The organism is Leisingera sp. ANG-S5 (assembly GCF_000813925.1).
Taxonomy (GTDB): Bacteria; Pseudomonadota; Alphaproteobacteria; order Rhodobacterales; family Rhodobacteraceae; genus Leisingera.
Window position 1 is genome coordinate 180,891 of the sequence record NZ_JWLH01000005.1, and the last position, 16,590, is coordinate 197,480.

The following is a 16,590-nucleotide window of genomic DNA, read 5'->3' on the forward strand; positions in this document are numbered from 1 at the left end:
AAATAGGCTCAGAATTTCCAACCTGAGTTCGAAAGGACCACGCAATGCCCCGTAACGAAGGCACCCTCGACCGCGCCCTGCGCATCATTCTCGGCCTGATCCTGCTGTCGCTGGTGTTCATCGGCCCGCAAACCCCGTGGGGCCTTATTGGCCTGGTGCCGCTGGCGACCGGCCTCATGGGTTACTGCCCGCTCTACCAGATCCTTGGCCTCAGCACCTGTCCTTTGAAGAAACAGGGCTGACCTTCCCGGCAAACCCCGGATCAGGTGCGGCTTGTCCGCCGCGCGTCAGCGCGGCCCGGCCCAAGGGCTGGCGATGCCCCGGCAGGGGCGTCACCAGCGGGCGGGAGCAACCCGGCTTCAATCGTGGCGGATGCGGTTCCTGATCCGCGCCCAGCCACCCGGCGCCAGGAAGAACGACAGGCCGAAACCGGTGGCAAAACCTGCCAGATCCGCCACCCAGTCCTTCTGGCCGCCAAACAGCAGCCCGAACAGCAGCTGCGCCCCCATCAGAAAGGCGATCAGCGTGAACGCCCGGCTCTGCTGTGCCCCAATCAAGGCCAGCGAGCGCCACAGCAGAAACGTGAACGCCCCGATCAGCCCGTAAACCGCGGGAAACCCGCCCACCAGCGGCGCAGGTGAGCTGACCAGAAGCGCATAGCCGAGCGCGCCGCCGGCGCCGGACAGCAGGAAGATGATGACCATCGCCAGGTCACCCATCACTTCGCCCACCATCTTGCCCATCGCCAGCACAAAGACGCAGACGAACAGCGCGTGGGTAAAGGCGCCGTGGACGAAGATATAGGACAGGAACCGCATCAGATGCTCCGGCACCCAGCGCCCGCTTTCTTGCATCCACCAGAAGATATCGCTGGAAAACGCATAGGACTGCACCGCCTCCAGCCGCCAGCCGATCGCCTCCGGGCCGCCGATGATGCCGCGCGCACCCAGCGAAAACACCGCCTCGATGCCGATGACGATCAGCACCAGCGCCACCACGGCGGCGGGCAGCGGGTTGACGGGGGCATTATGGGGCTGGCTGCTCATTCTGGCTCCTTGCGGCACGGATTTCCCCGCGCCTGTTGACCTATCCTGGCCCCATGGGTAAGCGACGATGGTGCATAATTCCAGACGGGAGTTTCCGCGATGAGCGAAACCAGCTTCACCCCGCGCGTGTTTTCGGGGATCCAGCCTTCGGGCAACCTGCACTTGGGGAATTACCTCGGTGCATTGAAGCGCTTCGTCGACTGGCAGGCCAAGGACGTTGAGACCATCTACTGCATGGTTGACCTGCATGCGATCACCGTCTGGCAGGACCCCGCGGACCTCAAGAAATCCACCCGCGAGCTCTGCGCAGGCTTCATCGCCGCCGGCATCGACCCCGAAGATTCTATCCTGATCAACCAGTCCCAGGTGCCCGAGCACGCGCAGCTGGCCTGGGTGTTCAACTGCGTCGCCCGCATGGGCTGGATGCAACGGATGACCCAGTGGAAAGACAAGGCGGGCAAGAACCAGCAGAACGCCTCGCTGGGCCTGTTTGCCTACCCGGCCCTGATGGCCGCCGACATTCTGGTCTATCACGCCACCCATGTGCCGGTCGGCGAGGACCAGAAGCAGCACCTGGAGCTGACCCGCGACATCGCGATCAAGTTCAACCACGACTACGGTGTCAACTTCTTCCCGGAAACCGAGCCGGTGATCGAAGGCGCAGCCACCCGGGTGATGTCCCTGCGCGACGGCTCCAAGAAAATGTCGAAGTCCGATCCTTCGGACGCCAGCCGCATCAACCTGACCGATGACGCCGACGCCATCGCCAAGAAGATCCGCAAGGCCAAGACCGACCCCGAGGCGCTGCCCTCCGAAGTGAAGGGCCTGGAGGAGCGCCCGGAAGCGCGCAACCTCGTGAACATCTACGCCGCCCTGAACGAGCAGACCGTCGAACAGGTGCTGGCTGATGTGGGCGGCCGCCAATTCTCGGAATTCAAACCGATGCTGGCGGATCTTGCGGTTTCCAAGCTGGCGCCGATCTCCACTGAGATGGCACGGCTGATGCAGCAGCAGGACGAGATCGACAAGATCCTGGCCCGCGGCGCCGAACGCGCCCGCGCGATCACCGCACCGATCCTGCGCCAGACTTATGACATCATCGGCATGGTGCCTCCGCCGGCGGTCTAACGCCCACCACGGCATCCGCCAGCGGAAAACAGCCTGATCCAAGCCGCCCCAGCCCGGGGCGGCTTTTCTTTTTGCCCCGCGATGCGCAACTAACCCGGTGTTTATCCGTTATCCTTGTGCGGCCATGTGCCGGAACAAGAAAGGAACCGTAATGAAACCGGGAATTTTCAAATCATCCACGGCGCTGGCAGTGATGATCTCGCTGGCGGCGCCGCTGCCCGCCCTGTCGCAAAACCAGGGCGGCAAGCAGATCGATCTCAGCCAGATGTCCGCCGCGGAAATCGGCGAACTGGTGGACCGCTGCCGCAAGCGTGCGGAACGGCGGCACAAAAAGCTGGAGGCCGGTCAGGACATCGAAGAGAAGACCGGCAAGGTCGCCAGGTTCTGCCAGGCTTATGGCGAAGGTGCCTTTGACCCCGCCTTGCCCGCAGACCTCCAGTCCGCCAGTGTTCTGGCAGGCATCGGCGCTGCTGAGGCAGAGTTCACGGCGGCCGCAGACCAGGCAGAGGCTGTAGCGGAAGTCCAAACCGAAACCGTCAGCGAAGATCAGCCCCAGGCTGAAGCTGCAGCGGAAACCACCGGGCAGCAGGACACGCAGGAACAGCCTGCAGAGGCCGAAACGCAAGTAGAGGCCGAAGCTCAGGCTGAAGCCGAAACGCAGGCACTGGCAGAGGCATTGGCGCAAGAAGAAGCCGAAGCGCAGGCCGCAGCTGAACAACAAGCGCAAGGCGAGGCCGAAGCTCAAGCCGCGGCTGAAGCCGAGGAACAAGCCGCAGCAGAACAGGCTCAAGCGGAAGCGGCGGCGCAGGCTGCAGCCGAGGAACAGGCCAAGGCAGAGGCTCAGGCTGAAGCCGAAGCGCAGGCAGAGGCTGAGGTGCAAACCGACCCTCAGGCTGACGGCAGCGGCGAGGCATCCGCAGGCGCCAGCGCCGAGGACATCGCAGCGGACCTTGCCCAGTCACAAGGCGAAACGACTGAAGAAACTGACAATCCTGAACTGGTTGAACAGGACAGTCAGGCCCAGGCTGATGCCCTGGCCGAGGAAACCAGCGAACCTGCTGCCGCCGCCGCGGCAGCCGCAGACGGCGCTGCTGCCGAAGGTGAGGCGGAAGTGACCGAAGAAGTGGTCACCGAGGAGACCGCGCGCAGCTCTGACGAGGAATTCGAAACCGGCGTCAATGAAAACGCCCAGGCGGAAGCCCAAGCACCTGCCCCGCAGACCAATGCCGCCACTGAGGAGGACAGCGGCCTGTCGACCCGCGAGCGCAACGCCCTGCTTGGCCTAGGCGCGCTGGCGATCGGCACCTTGCTCAACAACGGCGGCAAGGTCGTGTCCAACTCCGGCGACCGCGCCATCGTCGAACAGGACGGCCAGTACCGCGTCCTGAAAGACGATGACGCGCTGCTGCGCCAGCCGGGCTCCAACGTGACCACCTACCGCTTCCAGGACGGCTCCACCCGCACCGTGGTGGTGCGCGAGAACGGGGTTGAAGTGGAAACCATCCGCTCCGCCGAAGGCCGGGTGCTGCGCCGCACCAAACTGCTGCCGGACGGGCGCAGCGTAGTGCTGTTCGACGACACCCAAAAGGCCGAGCGCGTGGTGGTCAACGAGCTGCCGCAGGTGCAGGACAACCGCCGCGCCTTCTCCAGCACCGGCGCGGTATCGGCAGAGGACCTGGCCGCGGCGCTGGCCGCACAGGAAGCCAAGACGGTGGACCGCCGCTTCTCGCTGGCGCAGATCCGCAACATCGACGCGGTGCGCCGCCTGACGCCGGTGATCAACGTGGATTCGGTCAACTTCGACACCGGCTCCTCGGTGATCCGCCCGCAAGAGGCTGAAGAACTGGCAACGCTGGGCAACGCGCTGCGCGAGCTGATCGACCGCAACCCGGGCGAGGTGTTCCTGATCGAGGGCCATACCGACGCCGTGGGCGCCGCGACCTATAACCTGGCCCTGTCGGACCGGCGCGCCGAAACCGTGGCGCTGGCGCTGACGGAGTATTTCGGCGTGGCACCGGAAAACATGGTGGTGCAGGGCTACGGCGAGAGCGACCTGGCGGTCAGCACCCTGGCAGCCGAACGCGCCAACCGCCGCGTCGCGGTGCGCCGCATCACCCAGCTGCTGGGCAACCCGGGCTGACAGGCCTGAAACCAGCCATATCTGAAAAGAAACAACACCCGGCGGGCACGAACTGCCGGGTGTTTCACTGTTACTCTGCCGGTGTCTTCTTCCGCGAAAGAAGCCCGTATTTCAGCGCAAATCCTTTCCAGCTGAACCGGCGCCTGCCGCTGGCCGCCTTCGGCTTGCCCGCCGTGCGATCGAACTCATACATGTCGATGGCTCGCTCGGCGCAGCCGCAGGCTTCGCCCAAGCCAACCTTCTTGTAATAGAAATTCTCGAAGTTCTCAGGTTTCTGCATGGCACCCTCCGATACCAGGGCAGGCTAGCGCAGAAACACCCAAACACCAAACCGCGCCGCTGTCAGAGCCCCTTGACCCCGCTCAGCGTCAGGTCTGCGACCAGCCCCGCATAATCCTCGCGCGCCTTTGATCCGGCGCCGGAATTCCACATGTAATACCAGTTCAGCATGCCAAAGACCGACATGGTGGCGCCGCGCAGCTTGGCCGCGTCGCCGTTGAAAATCTCTGGTGCCACATCCTTCAGCGCATCGCTCATGAACTGAACCATCTCGCGCTGGTAGCCGCGCAGATGCTTCTGCTGCTCCTCCGGCAGCGCCCCCATCGCGCCCAGCTGCACCTGATGCTCATGGTCGGCGCCCTGATAGGCCAGCATGATTTCCGACACGATACGGCGCAGCCGGTCCTCGGCACCAAGCCCCGCCAGATCCACCCCGCAGACCCGGTCGCGCAGCTCGCAAAGGTAGGTATCAAGGAGGCCGTAGAGCACGGCATCCTTGCTGTCGTAATAGTGGTAGATGTTTGCCTTGGAGATCCCGCACTCGCGCGCCAGCTGGGTCATTGAGGCCCGGTCGTAGCCGGACTCGGCAAACACCTTGGCTGCCGACTTCAGGATCTGCGCGCGTTTCTCATCGTGGTCTTTTGCGATCGTGCGGGCCAAGGCTCACTCTCCCGGGTCAGGTCTTGCTGCGGTTGTCGACGACGCGCTTGGCCTTGCCCTGGCTGCGCTCGACGGACCCCGGGTCGCCTACAATGATCTCGGTCGAAACGCCAACCATATCCTTGATCCGCTTGGTCAGCATCCGCGCTGCCGCGGTCTTGCTCAACTCGTCGGTTGCGTCCGGATTGGCCTCCACAAACACCCGCATCGCGTCCATGCGGCCGGATTTGTACAGCTCGATCTGATAGTAAGGCGCGAGGCCCCCGGTCGCCAGCAGCTGCTCCTCCACCTGGCTGGGGAAGACGTTGACACCGCGCAGGATGATCATGTCGTCGCTGCGGCCGGTGATCTTCTCCATCCGCCGCATCGAGCGCGCGGTGCCCGGCAGCAGCCGGGTCAGATCGCGGGTGCGGTAGCGGACCATCGGCAGGCCTTCCTTGGTCAGCGTGGTGAACACCAGCTCGCCCAGCTCCCCGTCCGGCAGCACTTCGCCGGTCTGCGGGTCGATGATCTCCGGCAGGAAGTGGTCCTCCCAGATCACCGGGCCGTCCTTGGTCTCAACGCATTCGTTGGCGACACCCGGCCCCATAATCTCGGACAGGCCGTAGATATCGACCGCATGCATGTTAAAGGCGTCTTCAACTTCCTTGCGCATCGCGTCGGTCCAGGGTTCGGCGCCAAAGACGCCCACCTTCAGCGAGCACTCGCGCGGGTCCATGCCGACCTTGTGGTACTGCTCCAGGATGTTGAGCATGTAGGAGGGCGTCACCATGATACCGTCGGGTTTGAAGTCGGTGATCAGGCCAACCTGCTTCTCGGTCTGGCCGCCCGACATCGGAACGACAGTCGCCCCCAGCCGTTCGATCCCGTAGTGCGCGCCGAGGCCGCCGGTGAACAGACCATAGCCATAGGCGTTATGCACCATGTCGCCCTTGCGCAGGCCAGATGCCCGCAGGGACCGCGCCACCAGATCCGCCCAGTTCGAAATATCATTGGCAGTGTAACCCACCACCGTCGGCTTGCCGGTGGTGCCGGAGGACGCGTGCAGACGGATGATTTCACTGCGCGGCACGGCAAACAGGCCAAAGGGATAATTGTCCCGCAGGTCGTTCTTGTAGGTGAAAGGGAACTTGGCCAGGTCGGACAGCTCCTGAAGGTCGTCCGGATGCACGCCTGCCTCGTCAAACCGCTGCTTGTACATCGGCACGTTGTCATAGGCGTGGCGTAGCGACCACTTCAGCCGCTCCAGCTGCAAGCTGCGGATTTCGTCGATCGAGGCAATCTCGATCGGGTCCAATTCACCCTTCTTGGGGCTCAGGTCTTCCATGGCGTCCTCCACACCTTATTCTTCAAACAACTGGCCTTTGACCGCCCGGGAGAAGCCCCGGAACTCGGCAATCTGCTGGCCGTCCTGGTTGGTCACTGTCACGTCGTAAATACCGCTGCGCCCGGTCAGGGAAATCTCGCGGGCCGTGGCAATCAGCTTGTCGCCCAGCCGTCCCGGCGCGGTGAAGCTGATCACGTTGTGCTGCGCCACGGTGGCCTGATTGCGGCTGTTGCAGGCAAAGGCAAAGGCGCTGTCGGCCAGCATGAAGGTCACACCGCCATGGCAGATGCCGTGGCCGTTGCAGTGGTGCTGGCCGATGGTCAGCTCCAGCGTGGCCTCACCCTCGTCCACATGGGTGATCTCCATCCCCGCCCATTTGGACGCGTGGTCGTCCGCCCACATAGCGGCGGCGGATTTCTGGGCGCGTTCTTTCGGGGTCATGGTCACTTGCCCTTGAACGCGGGGGCGCGCTTTTCCAGAAAGCTGGCCACGCCCTCGGCGTAGTCCGCGCTTTCGCCGCAGGTCTTCATCGCGTCCGCCTCGATCTCCAGCTGGTCGGACAGCGTGTTGACCGCCGCGGCTTGGATGCACTGTTTGGTCAGCCCCAGACCCAGCGTCGGGCCGTTGGCGAATTTCTCAGCCATCGCACGCGCCTCTGCCATCAGTTCGTCATCCGGCAGCGCCTTCCAGATCAGGCCCCAGTCCTCGGCCTTCTTCGCAGGCAGCGGCTCTGCGGTCAGCGCCAGCCCCTTGGCGCGGGCCTCGCCCAGAAGCCGCGGCAGATGCCAGCTGCCGCCGGTGTCCGGGATCAGGCCAACCTTGGAAAACGACTGGATGAACTTGGCGCTTTCCGACGCCAGCACCATGTCGCAGGCCAGCGCCAGATTGGCACCCGCCCCTGCGGCCACACCGTTCACCGCGCAGATCACCGGGAAGTTCAATTCGCGGATCAGCCGCACCAGCGGCGCGTAGAATTTGCGCACCGTCTGGCTCAGGTCCGGCGGCCCGTCCATCTTGCGCGGGTCGCGATCGCCCAGATCCTGGCCGGCGCAAAAGCCGCGCCCGGCGCCGGTCAGCAGCACCGCGCGGGCGCCGCCGTCGCGGGCGGCCTCCAGCGCGCTGCGCAAGGCGTTGTGCATCTCCTCGTTGAAACTGTTCAGCCGGTCCGGGCGGTTCAGGGTGATCTCCACCCAAGTGCCGTGGTCCTCAACCAGAATCGTATCGCTCATCGCTCCCTCACCCTGTCAGCGGTGCATTTGACAAACTTCTTGCATAAACCGACCGGACGGTCAATATATCTCAGCATCGGATTCCAGCCAGCCGGCCCCGCGCCGGCCTGATGAAAAGGACAGCATCATGAGCCTTCTAGAGATTTCCAGCTTTGCAGCGGGTCAATGGGTCGCACCGGGCGCAGGTGCCCGCAACATCGCCAGCGCCATCACCGGCGAGGTGATCGCCAGCGCCGGCAACGACGCGCTCGACGTGCAAGCAATGCTCGACTACGCCCGCACCGTTGGCGGCGTCAACTTGCGGAAGTTGACCTTCCACGACCGCGCCCGGATGCTGAAGGCGCTAGCAAGCCACCTGAACCAGCACAAGCAGGCGCTTTATGATCTGTCGTTCAACACCGGCGCCACCCAGTCCGACCACATGATCGACATCGACGGCGGCATCGGCACCATGTTTGTCTTTGCCTCCAAGGGCCGCCGCGAAATGCCGGACGCCCATGTCTACCTGGATGGCGATGTGGAGCAGCTCAGCCGCAACGGCACCTTCCTGGGCCAGCACATCTGCACCCCGCTGCGCGGCGTCGCGGTGCATATCAACGCCTTCAACTTCCCGGTCTGGGGCATGCTGGAAAAACTCGCCCCCACCCTGCTGGCCGGCGTCCCGGCCATCGTGAAACCGGCCACCAACAGCTGCTATGTGACCGAACTGGCAGTGAAACTGATGCTCGACAGCGGCATCCTGCCCGAGGGCGCGCTGCAGCTAGTCTCCGGCGGCCTCGGCGACATGCTGGATCATCTGACCATGCAGGACGTGGTCAGCTTCACCGGCTCCGCCAGCACCGCGCTGAAACTGCGCGCGAACCCGGTGATCCTGGAAAACTCGGTCCGTTTCGTCGCCGAACAGGACAGCCTCAACGCCTCGATCCTCGGTCCCGACGCGCAGCCCGGCACGCCGGAGTTCGACCTCTTCGTCAAGGAAGTCAGCCGCGAGATGACCACCAAGGCGGGCCAGAAATGCACCGCCATCCGCCGCATCATCGCACCGCAAACACAGGTGGACGCAGTGATCGAGGCACTCTCTGCCCGCCTGGCAAAAACCCAGATCGGCGACCCGCGCCTGGAAACCACCCGCATGGGCGCGCTGGTCTCAAACAGCCAGAAACGCGACGTGCTGGAGAAGGCCGCGATCATCGGCCAGGAAGCAGAACGCGTCTTTGGCGACCCGGAAAACTTCTCCGTTGATGGCGCCGACGCCGACAAAGGCGCCTTTGTGCCGCCGATGCTGTTCCATTGCGCCGATCCGGACAACGCCAGCCGCGTGCACGACACCGAGGCCTTCGGCCCCGTCTCCACCATCATGGGCTACCGCGACCTGGGCCACGCCATTGATCTGGCCAACCGCGGCCAGGGCTCGCTGGTGGCCTCTGTCATCACCCACGACCCGGCCGTCGCCCGGGAGGTCGCCATCGGCGCCGGCGCCTACCACGGCCGCCTCTACTTCAACAACCGCGACTCGATGAAGGAATCGACCGGCCACGGCTCCCCCCTGCCCCACATGGTGCACGGCGGCCCGGGCCGGGCCGGCGGCGGCGAGGAGATGGGCGGTGTGCGCGGCGTCAAACACTACATGCAGCGCACCGCCATCCAGGGCTCGCCCGACATCCTGTCCGCGATTGGCGAGAAATGGGTCCCCGGCGGCACCGAGATCGAAGGCCCGGCACACCCCTTCACCCGCAAGTTCGGCGAGCTGTCCATCGGCGAGACGCTGCACACCGCCCCGCGCACCGTGACGCTGGAGGATATCGAGACCTTCGCCCACTTCACCGGCGACACCTTCTATGCCCACATGGACGACGAAGCGGCCAAACGGAACCCGTTCTTCCCGGGCCGTGTCGCCCATGGCTACCTGCTCCTGTCCTTCGCCGCGGGCATGTTTGTGCAGCCGGATGAGGGCCCGGTTCTGGCCAACACCGGCCTCGACAACCTGCGCTTCATGAAACCGATTTCGGCGGGCGAAAGCATCAAGGTCCGCCTCTCGGTCAAGAAGAAGACGCCCCGCAACGAGGAATACGGCGAGGTGCGCTGGCACGTCACCCTGACCAACCAGGATGATGAGATCGCGGCAGAGTATGAACTGCTGACCATGAACGCCTTCTGAGCTTGTGCAAAAGTGGTAGGCAGCGGTAACGCTGCCGCACGCCCGGACTGGTCTAACCAGTCCGGGCGAACTATGTTTATCCCTATGAACGAACAGCATAACCCCTGGTTTGACGCCACCGTCCAGCAGCTGAACGACCCGCAGAACCAGCGGGTCTGGTCGGTCATCGTGTCGCTGTTCGGCGATCTGGCCCAGGACAAGGGCGCCCAGATCAGCGGCGGTGCGCTCACCCGCATCATCACCCCGATGGGGATCAAGCCCGAGGCGATCCGGGTAGCCCTGCACCGGCTGCGCAAGGACGGCTGGATCGAAAGCGAGCGCGCAGGCCGCGCCTCGGTGCATTACCTGACGGAATACGGCCGCAACCAATCCGCAGCCGTCACCCCGCGGATCTATGAACGCGACGCCGCAGCCCCGGGTGAATGGCACCTGCTGATCGCCGAGGACGGTGCCGGTCAGGCCACCTTGGATGAGGTGCTGCTGCTGCCCAGCTATGTGGCGGTGAACCGCACAACCGCCCTGGGCCGCGGCCCGATGCCGCGAAGCCTGGATGACCTGCTTGCAGCCGGCGTCAGCTCCATCGCGGTGCCGGACTGGCTCAAGACACGCCTGTTTCCGGATCACCTGTGCGATGCCTGCGCAGCCCTGCAGCAGGACCTGCAAAAAATCTCTTCGCCGCCCACGGGCCTGACACCTGCGCAGACCGGCACCCTGAGAACTCTGATTGTGCACCGCTGGCGCCGCGTGGTGCTGCGCCACCCGGACCTGCCGCCGGGCTTCCACCCCGCGGACTGGACCGGTGAAACCTGCCGCGGACTGGTGTTTTCCCTGCTGGACCAGCTGCCGCGGCCGGATCTGACGGCCCTCGACGGCCTGTCCGAATAACCAAGCCGCCACTGACCCGCCCGCGCCGCGGCAGCGTCAGTGACCGGCCGCAACCAGGCCAACAAACCTGTAAGCAGTTGAATTTTATATACCAATTCCAGAAACTGGAAAAATCTCGTAAGAATCCGGGATTCTTCCGCTTTTCTGCTTGACCCGGCTGGCGGCATTCCGTAAATCGCCTCCACACAGAGCGGCGGAGTAGCTCAGTTGGTTAGAGCAGCGGAATCATAATCCGCGTGTCGGGGGTTCAAGTCCCTCCTCCGCTACCACCCTTCCCCATATATTCGGATCAGCTGGAAACATCAGCACCCAAGCGGCCTTTGATTTCAACCTGCTTGCAACCGGACCCGAAAACCCCGTTCGTGAATGCGGTCCAGTCCAGGCGATTGCCGGATCACGGCGCAGAGCGTCTTCCACGGCGCCGGCCCGCCGCTGTTTCGCCTTTTGGCTTGCACTCCGAAATTCAACCCGTCCCGGGCGCACTTAAGGACTCCCAGTCCAGGCCAAATTTTTGCAGGTATTTCCGCAGCCGGTCGGCGTCATTCTGGGTCTTTCGCTTGCGCCGCGATGCTGAAAACAGGGTGCGCCCAGCCGCGCTCAGGCTTGTCGATGCCCGGCAAACACGCACAACTTTGGACAGTTGAACCATGTCGAACGGATCAATGTCCGCTGCAGCTGCGCCCAAAACCTGCTCCACCAGCCGCACATCGGTATCGGAACTGGAAGCCTGCCAGTCCGTTTGCAGCCTGAGCATTTCGCCCTCGACCATCGCCCGGGTGATCCTGCCGCGGGGCGCCAGGGTGCACAGGCGCCGCACCGACCCGCTGAAATCGCGGAAATTTGCCGGCCAAGGCGTCGCCGGATCCTGGGCGAAGCGAAGGAATTTTTCCCGTGCATCCGCGTTGAAACCGACCTGCGTTCCCAGTGCCCGCTCTGACCGCACAAGTTCAAAAGCCAGATTGGCCTCGATGTCCTCCCGGCGCGCGCGCAGCGGCGGCAGGCTGAAGCGCCACATGCTCAGCCGCGCCAGCAGATCAGACCGGAACTTCCCGGCGGCAGAAAGGCTGCGCAGGTCACGGCTGGCACCAGCGATCACCTGAAAGCGGCTTGAGACCTCGTGGTCTGACCCCAGCGGATAATAGCGCCCGGTTTCCAGGGCATGCAGCAGGATGGCCTGCATGCTGAGGTTCAATTCATCCACCTCATCCAGGAACAGCATCCCGCCATCCGCCTCGCGCAGCAGCCCGCTGCGCTCAGACCCGGCCTGGCCCAGGTAGCTGCGGCGCTGGCCAAACAGCGTTGCAACCGCATCTGGTCCGTTCAGGGTTGCGCAATTGACATGCACCAGCCGTCCTTTCACCCGGCGCCGGTCCAGCTTCAGGTTATAGATGCGCTCTGCCAGTTCGCTCTTGCCGGTGCCGGTTTCACCCAGCAGCAGAATCGGCTCATCAGAACTGCCCGCCACCAGTTCAACTTGGTCAATCAGGGCGTTATAGGCCGGGTTCCGGGTCTCGATCCCGCCCTTCAGCTGATCGCTGTATTCCCGTGACAGCTGGTCGAACCGCTGCTGCAGGGCGTTGTAGCGGCTGAGATCCAGATCGATGATGTCGAACTTTGCCGCGGTGTCCTCCGGACCTGGCGGGCCGGTCTGAACAAGCCTTGCCGGCACATGGCGGCTTTCCGTCAGCAGGAACCAGCAGATCTGCGCCACATGGGTGCCGGTGGTCAGATGCACATGATATTTTTCGCGGTCCTCGTCAAACCCGTATCCCCGGGCGAAATCAAACAGCTTGCCGTAGACCTCCTGAAAATCCCAGGGGTCGTTCAGGTTCAGCTCCTGCAGCAGCACCTCCGTGCCCGGCGACGCGTCCTCGACCTCGCGCTTCACTTGATGGGCAAGGCGGTTGAACTTGATGTCAAACAGCAGTTCCAGCCGGTCCACGCGGAAGCTGCCGTGTTCAACCAGGCTCAGCGTCGGGCGCCAGCGCCGTTTCTTGCCCATGTCGAGCTGCGTTCCAAGAAAACCGATGACGACATTCCGCATTCACTTATCCATTCAGATAAATCCTTATATCTACAGATAGTATGATCGGAGACTTATTTCCGCAACAATCCAATTATCCATTCATTATCAGCACACTACGTGGATTTCCCAATTTTCTCGATCGCCACCTCCACGCATGGCAAAACAATTCCACAAACAGAGAAGGACGAGGAAAATGGCAAACAAATCCGTGTTTGCATCGCTGAAGGGTCGGCTGCAGCCGAAAGTGGACGCTAAAAACGCCGCAGGCGCACCGGCCTACGCCCACACTGACGAACAGGCGCTGGCGCAGGCGGCCATGACCGGCACCTTCGGCGGCCTGTTCTACCAGGACGCCCATGCGGAGCTGGAGTTTGCCCTCGCCGCGGCTGAGGCCGTCCCGGCAGAGTTCCTGGCCCGGACCGCTGTCTATGCCCGCACCCAAGGGCACATGAAGGACATGCCGGCGGTGCTGCTGGCGGTACTGGCGCGCCGCAACCCGGTGCTGTTCCGCGCGGTCTTTGGCCGTGTCGTGGACAACGGCAAGATGCTGCGCAGCTTCGTGCAGGTGGTCCGCTCCGGCCAGACGGGGCGCAAGTCGCTGGGCTCCGCGCCCAAGGCGATGGTGCAGGACTGGCTGAACACAGCGTCCGAGCGGGCGCTGCTGCAGGCCAATATCGGCAACAACCCGTCGCTGGCGGATGTGATCCGGATGGTGCACCCGAAACCGGCAACCCCGGAGCGGGAGGCGCTGTTCGCCTGGATCGTCGGGCGGCCGTGCAATGCGGCACGGCTGCCGCAGGTGGTGCAGGACTGGATGGTGTTCAAGGAAACCGGCCAGGGGCCGGTGCCGGATGTGCCGTTCCAGATGCTGACCCAGCTGCCGCTGACACCGCAGCACTGGGCGCAGATCGCCCGCCAGGGCTCGTGGCAGATGGTGCGGCAGAACCTGAACACCTTCCACCGCCACGGCGTGTTCGAGGTGCGCAAGAACGCGGACCGCGTTGCGGCCCTGCTGCGCGCACCCAAGGCAATCGCCAGGGCACGGGTGCTCCCGTACCAGCTGATGGCGGCGGCGCAGAACGTTGTGCCGGATATGCCGCCTCAGATCGTGGATGCGCTGCATGACGCGATGGAGATTGCGGTCGCCAATGTGCCCAAGGTGGCGGGCCAGGTTGTGGTGTGCCCGGATGTGTCCGGCTCGATGACCTGGCCGGTAACGGGCCACCGCCCGGGGGCGGCTTCGGTGGTGCGTCACGTGGACGTGGCCGCCCTGGTCGCCGCGGCCTTTGCCCGGGTGAACCGCGGCTGCCAGGTGCTGCCGTTCGATCTGGAAGTGCGCGATGTGCGGCTTCAGGCGCGCGACACCGTGTTGACCAATGCCGAGCGGCTCGCCGCACTGGCAGGCGGCGGGACCAACTGTTCGGCGCCGCTGAAATGGCTGAACAGCCGCGGCCGGGCGCCGGATCTGGTGGTCTTTGTCTCCGACAACCAGTCGTGGGCAGATGCCCGCGGCGGACGTCAGGGCACAGCGATGATGCAGGAATGGGAGCTGATCAAGCTTCGCAATCCCAAGGCCAAACTGGCCTGCATCGACATCGCGCCCTACGGCACCACCCAGGCGCAGACGCGCAGGGATGTGCTGAACATCGGCGGCTTCTCGGATGCGGTGTTCGGCCAGATTGCCGACTTCGCCGCAGGCCGGACCGGCCCGGACCATTGGGTTGGCGAGATCGCAAAGATCGCATTGTAACAAACCGGTCAGGCGGATCGCCTGCCTGACCGGGCTTGAAACTGGAATGAAAGGATACCCCTGGCGAATGCCGGCGGAACTACAGAGCTGATAACTCCCTTGTCGCGGGTTCGAATCCCGCCGCGCCAGCCAATCAAGTGATGGCGCGTAGCTCAGTCTGGTAGAGCAGGAATGTTTCGCCCCGGCCGTGCTTTGCACGCAAACACGGCCACCTTGTCGCCAGGGACCAAATTAAATGCAGGAGGAATGCCTGTGGGACTACATCTGGTGCTGCCTGTTCGATTCAGGCTCGCCCTTCGGGGTTAGAATGTCCCGCACCCCTTTGTCCTCCTGACCCGAATTGAAAGGAAAGCCCCGGCGAATGCCGAAGGAACTACAAGGCACTTCACCTCCGGAACGGCCGAGCGGGTTCAACTCCCCTCCTTGCCGGCGCCCAGACGGAAAACGCATCTGCCCATTCAGATGCGGGGCGGGCCTCCGGGTTGTTTCTTCCCCCTTGTCGCCGGGGCCATTGTCAGAGTGAGATAACGGTATGACCAATGACGCGACCTACGACCCCGTTACCGGGGCGCATCTGAAGGACTGGGGCCACCGCCCCGGCAAACAGTTCCCGGCCCTGCTGGAGAAGGCCAACGCACTGCGGGCCGAAGGCTTTGGCCTGGTCCGCATCCGCCAGGAACTGGAAGGCGAGATCCCGCCGCAGCCGGCCACCCTGAGCCTGCGCGCCCGCGGCGAGGTGCCGTTTGAGGAAAACATCACCGCGGCGCACCCGGACGAGGAAACCAACGTGACCCAAGTCCGTGCGACCATGACAGAGCTGATGCGCACCCCGACGATCGACGCCGGCGCCATCATGCCGGACGCCTGCCCGGCCGGCCCGATGGGGACAATCCCGGTCGGCGGCATCGCCGCGGCGCGGGGCGCTATCCATCCGGGAATGCACTCGGCCGACATCTGCTGCTCGGTGATGATCACCGATCTGGGCAACGCAGACCCCAAGGCAGTGCTGGACGCCGCCCAGTCGGTCACCCATTTCGGCCCCGGCGGGCGGCCGCAGGGCAAGCGGTTCACCACCTCGCTCAAGCTGCTGGACGCGTTCCGGGCAAACCCGTTTCTGGACAACCCCAAGTCGCTGCGCATGGCGCAGGAGCACATGGGAACCCAGGGCGACGGCAACCACTTCCTGTTTGTGGGCCGCTCGCGCAAGACCGGCCGCACCGCGATTGTGACCCATCACGGCTCGCGCGGGCCGGGGGCCGTGCTCTACAAGAACGGCATGGCGGTGGCGGAGCGCTTCCGCAAAGAGCTGTCACCGGAAACCGCCAAGCAGAACGCCTGGATCCCTGCGGACACGCAGGAGGGCCGCGACTACTGGGAAGCGCTGCAGCTGATCCGCAAATGGACCAAGGCCAACCATAACGCCATTCATCAGGCGACGGTGGAGGCCGCCCGGACAGGCGACGTCGGCGACCGCTACTGGAACGAACATAACTTCGTTTTCAAACGCGGTGATCTCTACTACCACGGCAAGGGTGCGACCCCCGCCTGGGGGGATTACGCCGCTGATGCCACCGGCCTCACGCTGATTCCGCTGAACATGTCGGAACCGGTGCTGGTGGCCCGCGGCAAGGATGCGGCCCGCGGCCTGGGCTTCAGCCCGCATGGCGCGGGGCGGAATTTTTCCCGCTCCGAGCACAAGCGCCGGATGGGGTCCGTGACGCCGGAACAGATGCTGCAGGCCGAGACCGAAGGCCTGGACATCCGCTTTCATGCCGGCGGGGTTGACGCCTCGGAGCTGCCGTCGAGCTACAAGAAGGCGCAGAGCGTTGTCGATCAGATCAAATCCTACGATCTGGCCGAAATTGAGGACTACATCGACCCTTACGGCTGCATCATGGCCGGCGATGTGCCGCCGTTCTGGAAGAACCGGAAGAAAGGCCGGCGATAGGCCCTAATCCCGAC

General features: G+C 64.2%; 14 protein-coding genes and 1 tRNA gene. 8 read left to right on the forward strand and 7 right to left on the reverse strand.

The window, feature by feature from the left end:
- Positions 1 to 44: 44 nt before the first annotated feature.
- A complete protein-coding gene (locus tag RA25_RS09170) occupies positions 45 to 242 on the forward strand; it encodes a YgaP family membrane protein (RefSeq protein ID WP_039147341.1) in 198 nt (65 codons plus the stop codon).
- Positions 243 to 359: 117 nt separating this feature from the next.
- Here RA25_RS09170 and RA25_RS09175 read toward each other — a convergent pair whose 3' ends face one another.
- Positions 360 to 1,046 carry a rhomboid family intramembrane serine protease gene (locus RA25_RS09175; protein WP_039171704.1) on the reverse strand — a complete coding sequence of 229 codons (687 nt, stop codon included), beginning with the start codon at positions 1,044 to 1,046 and terminating at the stop codon, positions 360 to 362.
- Positions 1,047 to 1,145: 99 nt separating this feature from the next.
- Here RA25_RS09175 and trpS point away from each other — a divergent pair, with 99 nt between their 5' ends.
- Both trpS and RA25_RS09185 read left to right on the forward strand, forming a co-directional pair.
- On the forward strand, positions 1,146 to 2,174 hold the full coding sequence (gene trpS / locus RA25_RS09180) for a tryptophan--tRNA ligase (protein ID WP_039171707.1): 1,029 nt from the start codon (positions 1,146 to 1,148) through the stop codon (positions 2,172 to 2,174).
- A gap of 151 nt (positions 2,175 to 2,325) precedes the next feature.
- The gene (locus tag RA25_RS09185; RefSeq protein WP_039171711.1) at positions 2,326 to 4,314 is read left to right on the forward strand and encodes an OmpA family protein; all 1,989 of its coding nucleotides are present in this window, start codon (positions 2,326 to 2,328) and stop codon (positions 4,312 to 4,314) included.
- Between the two features lie 70 nt (positions 4,315 to 4,384).
- On the opposite strand, the gene RA25_RS09190 is transcribed toward RA25_RS09185, so the two are convergent.
- From RA25_RS09190 to paaG, 5 genes are all read right to left on the reverse strand, one after another.
- Positions 4,385 to 4,594 carry a hypothetical protein gene (locus tag RA25_RS09190; RefSeq protein WP_039171713.1) on the reverse strand — a complete coding sequence of 70 codons (210 nt, stop codon included), beginning with the start codon at positions 4,592 to 4,594 and terminating at the stop codon, positions 4,385 to 4,387.
- Between the two features lie 62 nt (positions 4,595 to 4,656).
- Entirely contained in the window at positions 4,657 to 5,253 is a 597-nt protein-coding gene (locus RA25_RS09195; RefSeq protein ID WP_039171715.1) for a TetR/AcrR family transcriptional regulator, read from the reverse strand.
- Positions 5,254 to 5,269: 16 nt separating this feature from the next.
- The gene (paaK, locus tag RA25_RS09200; protein WP_039171718.1) at positions 5,270 to 6,580 is read right to left on the reverse strand and encodes a phenylacetate--CoA ligase PaaK; all 1,311 of its coding nucleotides are present in this window, start codon (positions 6,578 to 6,580) and stop codon (positions 5,270 to 5,272) included.
- 15 nt (positions 6,581 to 6,595) lie between these two features.
- A complete protein-coding gene (gene paaI / locus RA25_RS09205; RefSeq protein WP_039171721.1) occupies positions 6,596 to 7,021 on the reverse strand; it encodes a hydroxyphenylacetyl-CoA thioesterase PaaI in 426 nt (141 codons plus the stop codon).
- Positions 7,022 to 7,023: 2 nt separating this feature from the next.
- Positions 7,024 to 7,809 (reverse strand): 2-(1,2-epoxy-1,2-dihydrophenyl)acetyl-CoA isomerase PaaG, encoded by a 786-nt coding sequence (paaG, locus tag RA25_RS09210; protein ID WP_039171723.1) that lies wholly within the window; start codon positions 7,807 to 7,809, stop codon positions 7,024 to 7,026.
- 127 nt (positions 7,810 to 7,936) lie between these two features.
- On the opposite strand from paaG, the gene paaZ reads away from it, so the two are divergent.
- The 3 genes from paaZ to RA25_RS09225 all read left to right on the forward strand — a co-directional run bounded on the left by paaZ (position 7,937) and on the right by RA25_RS09225 (position 11,121).
- Positions 7,937 to 9,967 (forward strand): phenylacetic acid degradation bifunctional protein PaaZ, encoded by a 2,031-nt coding sequence (gene paaZ, locus RA25_RS09215; RefSeq protein ID WP_039171725.1) that lies wholly within the window; start codon positions 7,937 to 7,939, stop codon positions 9,965 to 9,967.
- An 84-nt stretch (positions 9,968 to 10,051) separates the two neighbouring features.
- Positions 10,052 to 10,852 (forward strand): PaaX family transcriptional regulator C-terminal domain-containing protein, encoded by an 801-nt coding sequence (locus RA25_RS09220; RefSeq protein WP_039171728.1) that lies wholly within the window; start codon positions 10,052 to 10,054, stop codon positions 10,850 to 10,852.
- A gap of 192 nt (positions 10,853 to 11,044) precedes the next feature.
- Positions 11,045 to 11,121, forward strand: a tRNA-Met gene (locus RA25_RS09225).
- Between the two features lie 194 nt (positions 11,122 to 11,315).
- Here the strand turns inward: RA25_RS09225 and rtcR are convergent.
- On the reverse strand, positions 11,316 to 12,896 hold the full coding sequence (rtcR, locus tag RA25_RS09230; protein WP_039171731.1) for an RNA repair transcriptional activator RtcR: 1,581 nt from the start codon (positions 12,894 to 12,896) through the stop codon (positions 11,316 to 11,318).
- Positions 12,897 to 13,071: 175 nt separating this feature from the next.
- Here rtcR and RA25_RS09235 point away from each other — a divergent pair, with 175 nt between their 5' ends.
- Together RA25_RS09235 and RA25_RS09245 are read left to right on the forward strand one after the other, a co-directional pair.
- Entirely contained in the window at positions 13,072 to 14,628 is a 1,557-nt protein-coding gene (locus tag RA25_RS09235; RefSeq protein WP_039171733.1) for an RNA-binding protein, read from the forward strand.
- Between the two features lie 532 nt (positions 14,629 to 15,160).
- Positions 15,161 to 16,576: an RtcB family protein gene (locus RA25_RS09245; RefSeq protein WP_039171736.1), complete on the forward strand. Its 1,416-nt coding sequence runs from the start codon at positions 15,161 to 15,163 to the stop codon at positions 16,574 to 16,576.
- The last annotated feature ends 14 nt before the right edge of the window (positions 16,577 to 16,590 follow it).

Excerpts from the sequence above, each read along its gene's own strand:
- RA25_RS09170 (WP_039147341.1), top strand. The coding sequence starts at position 45 with ATGCCCCGTAACGAAGGCACCCTCGACCGCGCCCTGCGCATCATTCTC.
- RA25_RS09175 (WP_039171704.1), bottom strand. The coding sequence starts at position 1,046 with ATGAGCAGCCAGCCCCATAATGCCCCCGTCAACCCGCTGCCCGCCGCC.
- trpS (WP_039171707.1), top strand. The coding sequence starts at position 1,146 with ATGAGCGAAACCAGCTTCACCCCGCGCGTGTTTTCGGGGATCCAGCCT.
- RA25_RS09185 (WP_039171711.1), top strand. The coding sequence starts at position 2,326 with ATGAAACCGGGAATTTTCAAATCATCCACGGCGCTGGCAGTGATGATC.
- RA25_RS09190 (WP_039171713.1), bottom strand. The coding sequence starts at position 4,594 with ATGCAGAAACCTGAGAACTTCGAGAATTTCTATTACAAGAAGGTTGGC.
- paaK (WP_039171718.1), bottom strand. The coding sequence starts at position 6,580 with ATGGAAGACCTGAGCCCCAAGAAGGGTGAATTGGACCCGATCGAGATT.
- paaI (WP_039171721.1), bottom strand. The coding sequence starts at position 7,021 with ATGACCCCGAAAGAACGCGCCCAGAAATCCGCCGCCGCTATGTGGGCG.
- paaG (WP_039171723.1), bottom strand. The coding sequence starts at position 7,809 with ATGAGCGATACGATTCTGGTTGAGGACCACGGCACTTGGGTGGAGATC.
- paaZ (WP_039171725.1), top strand. The coding sequence starts at position 7,937 with ATGAGCCTTCTAGAGATTTCCAGCTTTGCAGCGGGTCAATGGGTCGCA.
- RA25_RS09220 (WP_039171728.1), top strand. The coding sequence starts at position 10,052 with ATGAACGAACAGCATAACCCCTGGTTTGACGCCACCGTCCAGCAGCTG.
- rtcR (WP_039171731.1), bottom strand. The coding sequence starts at position 12,896 with ATGCGGAATGTCGTCATCGGTTTTCTTGGAACGCAGCTCGACATGGGC.
- RA25_RS09235 (WP_039171733.1), top strand. The coding sequence starts at position 13,072 with ATGGCAAACAAATCCGTGTTTGCATCGCTGAAGGGTCGGCTGCAGCCG.
- RA25_RS09245 (WP_039171736.1), top strand. The coding sequence starts at position 15,161 with ATGACCAATGACGCGACCTACGACCCCGTTACCGGGGCGCATCTGAAG.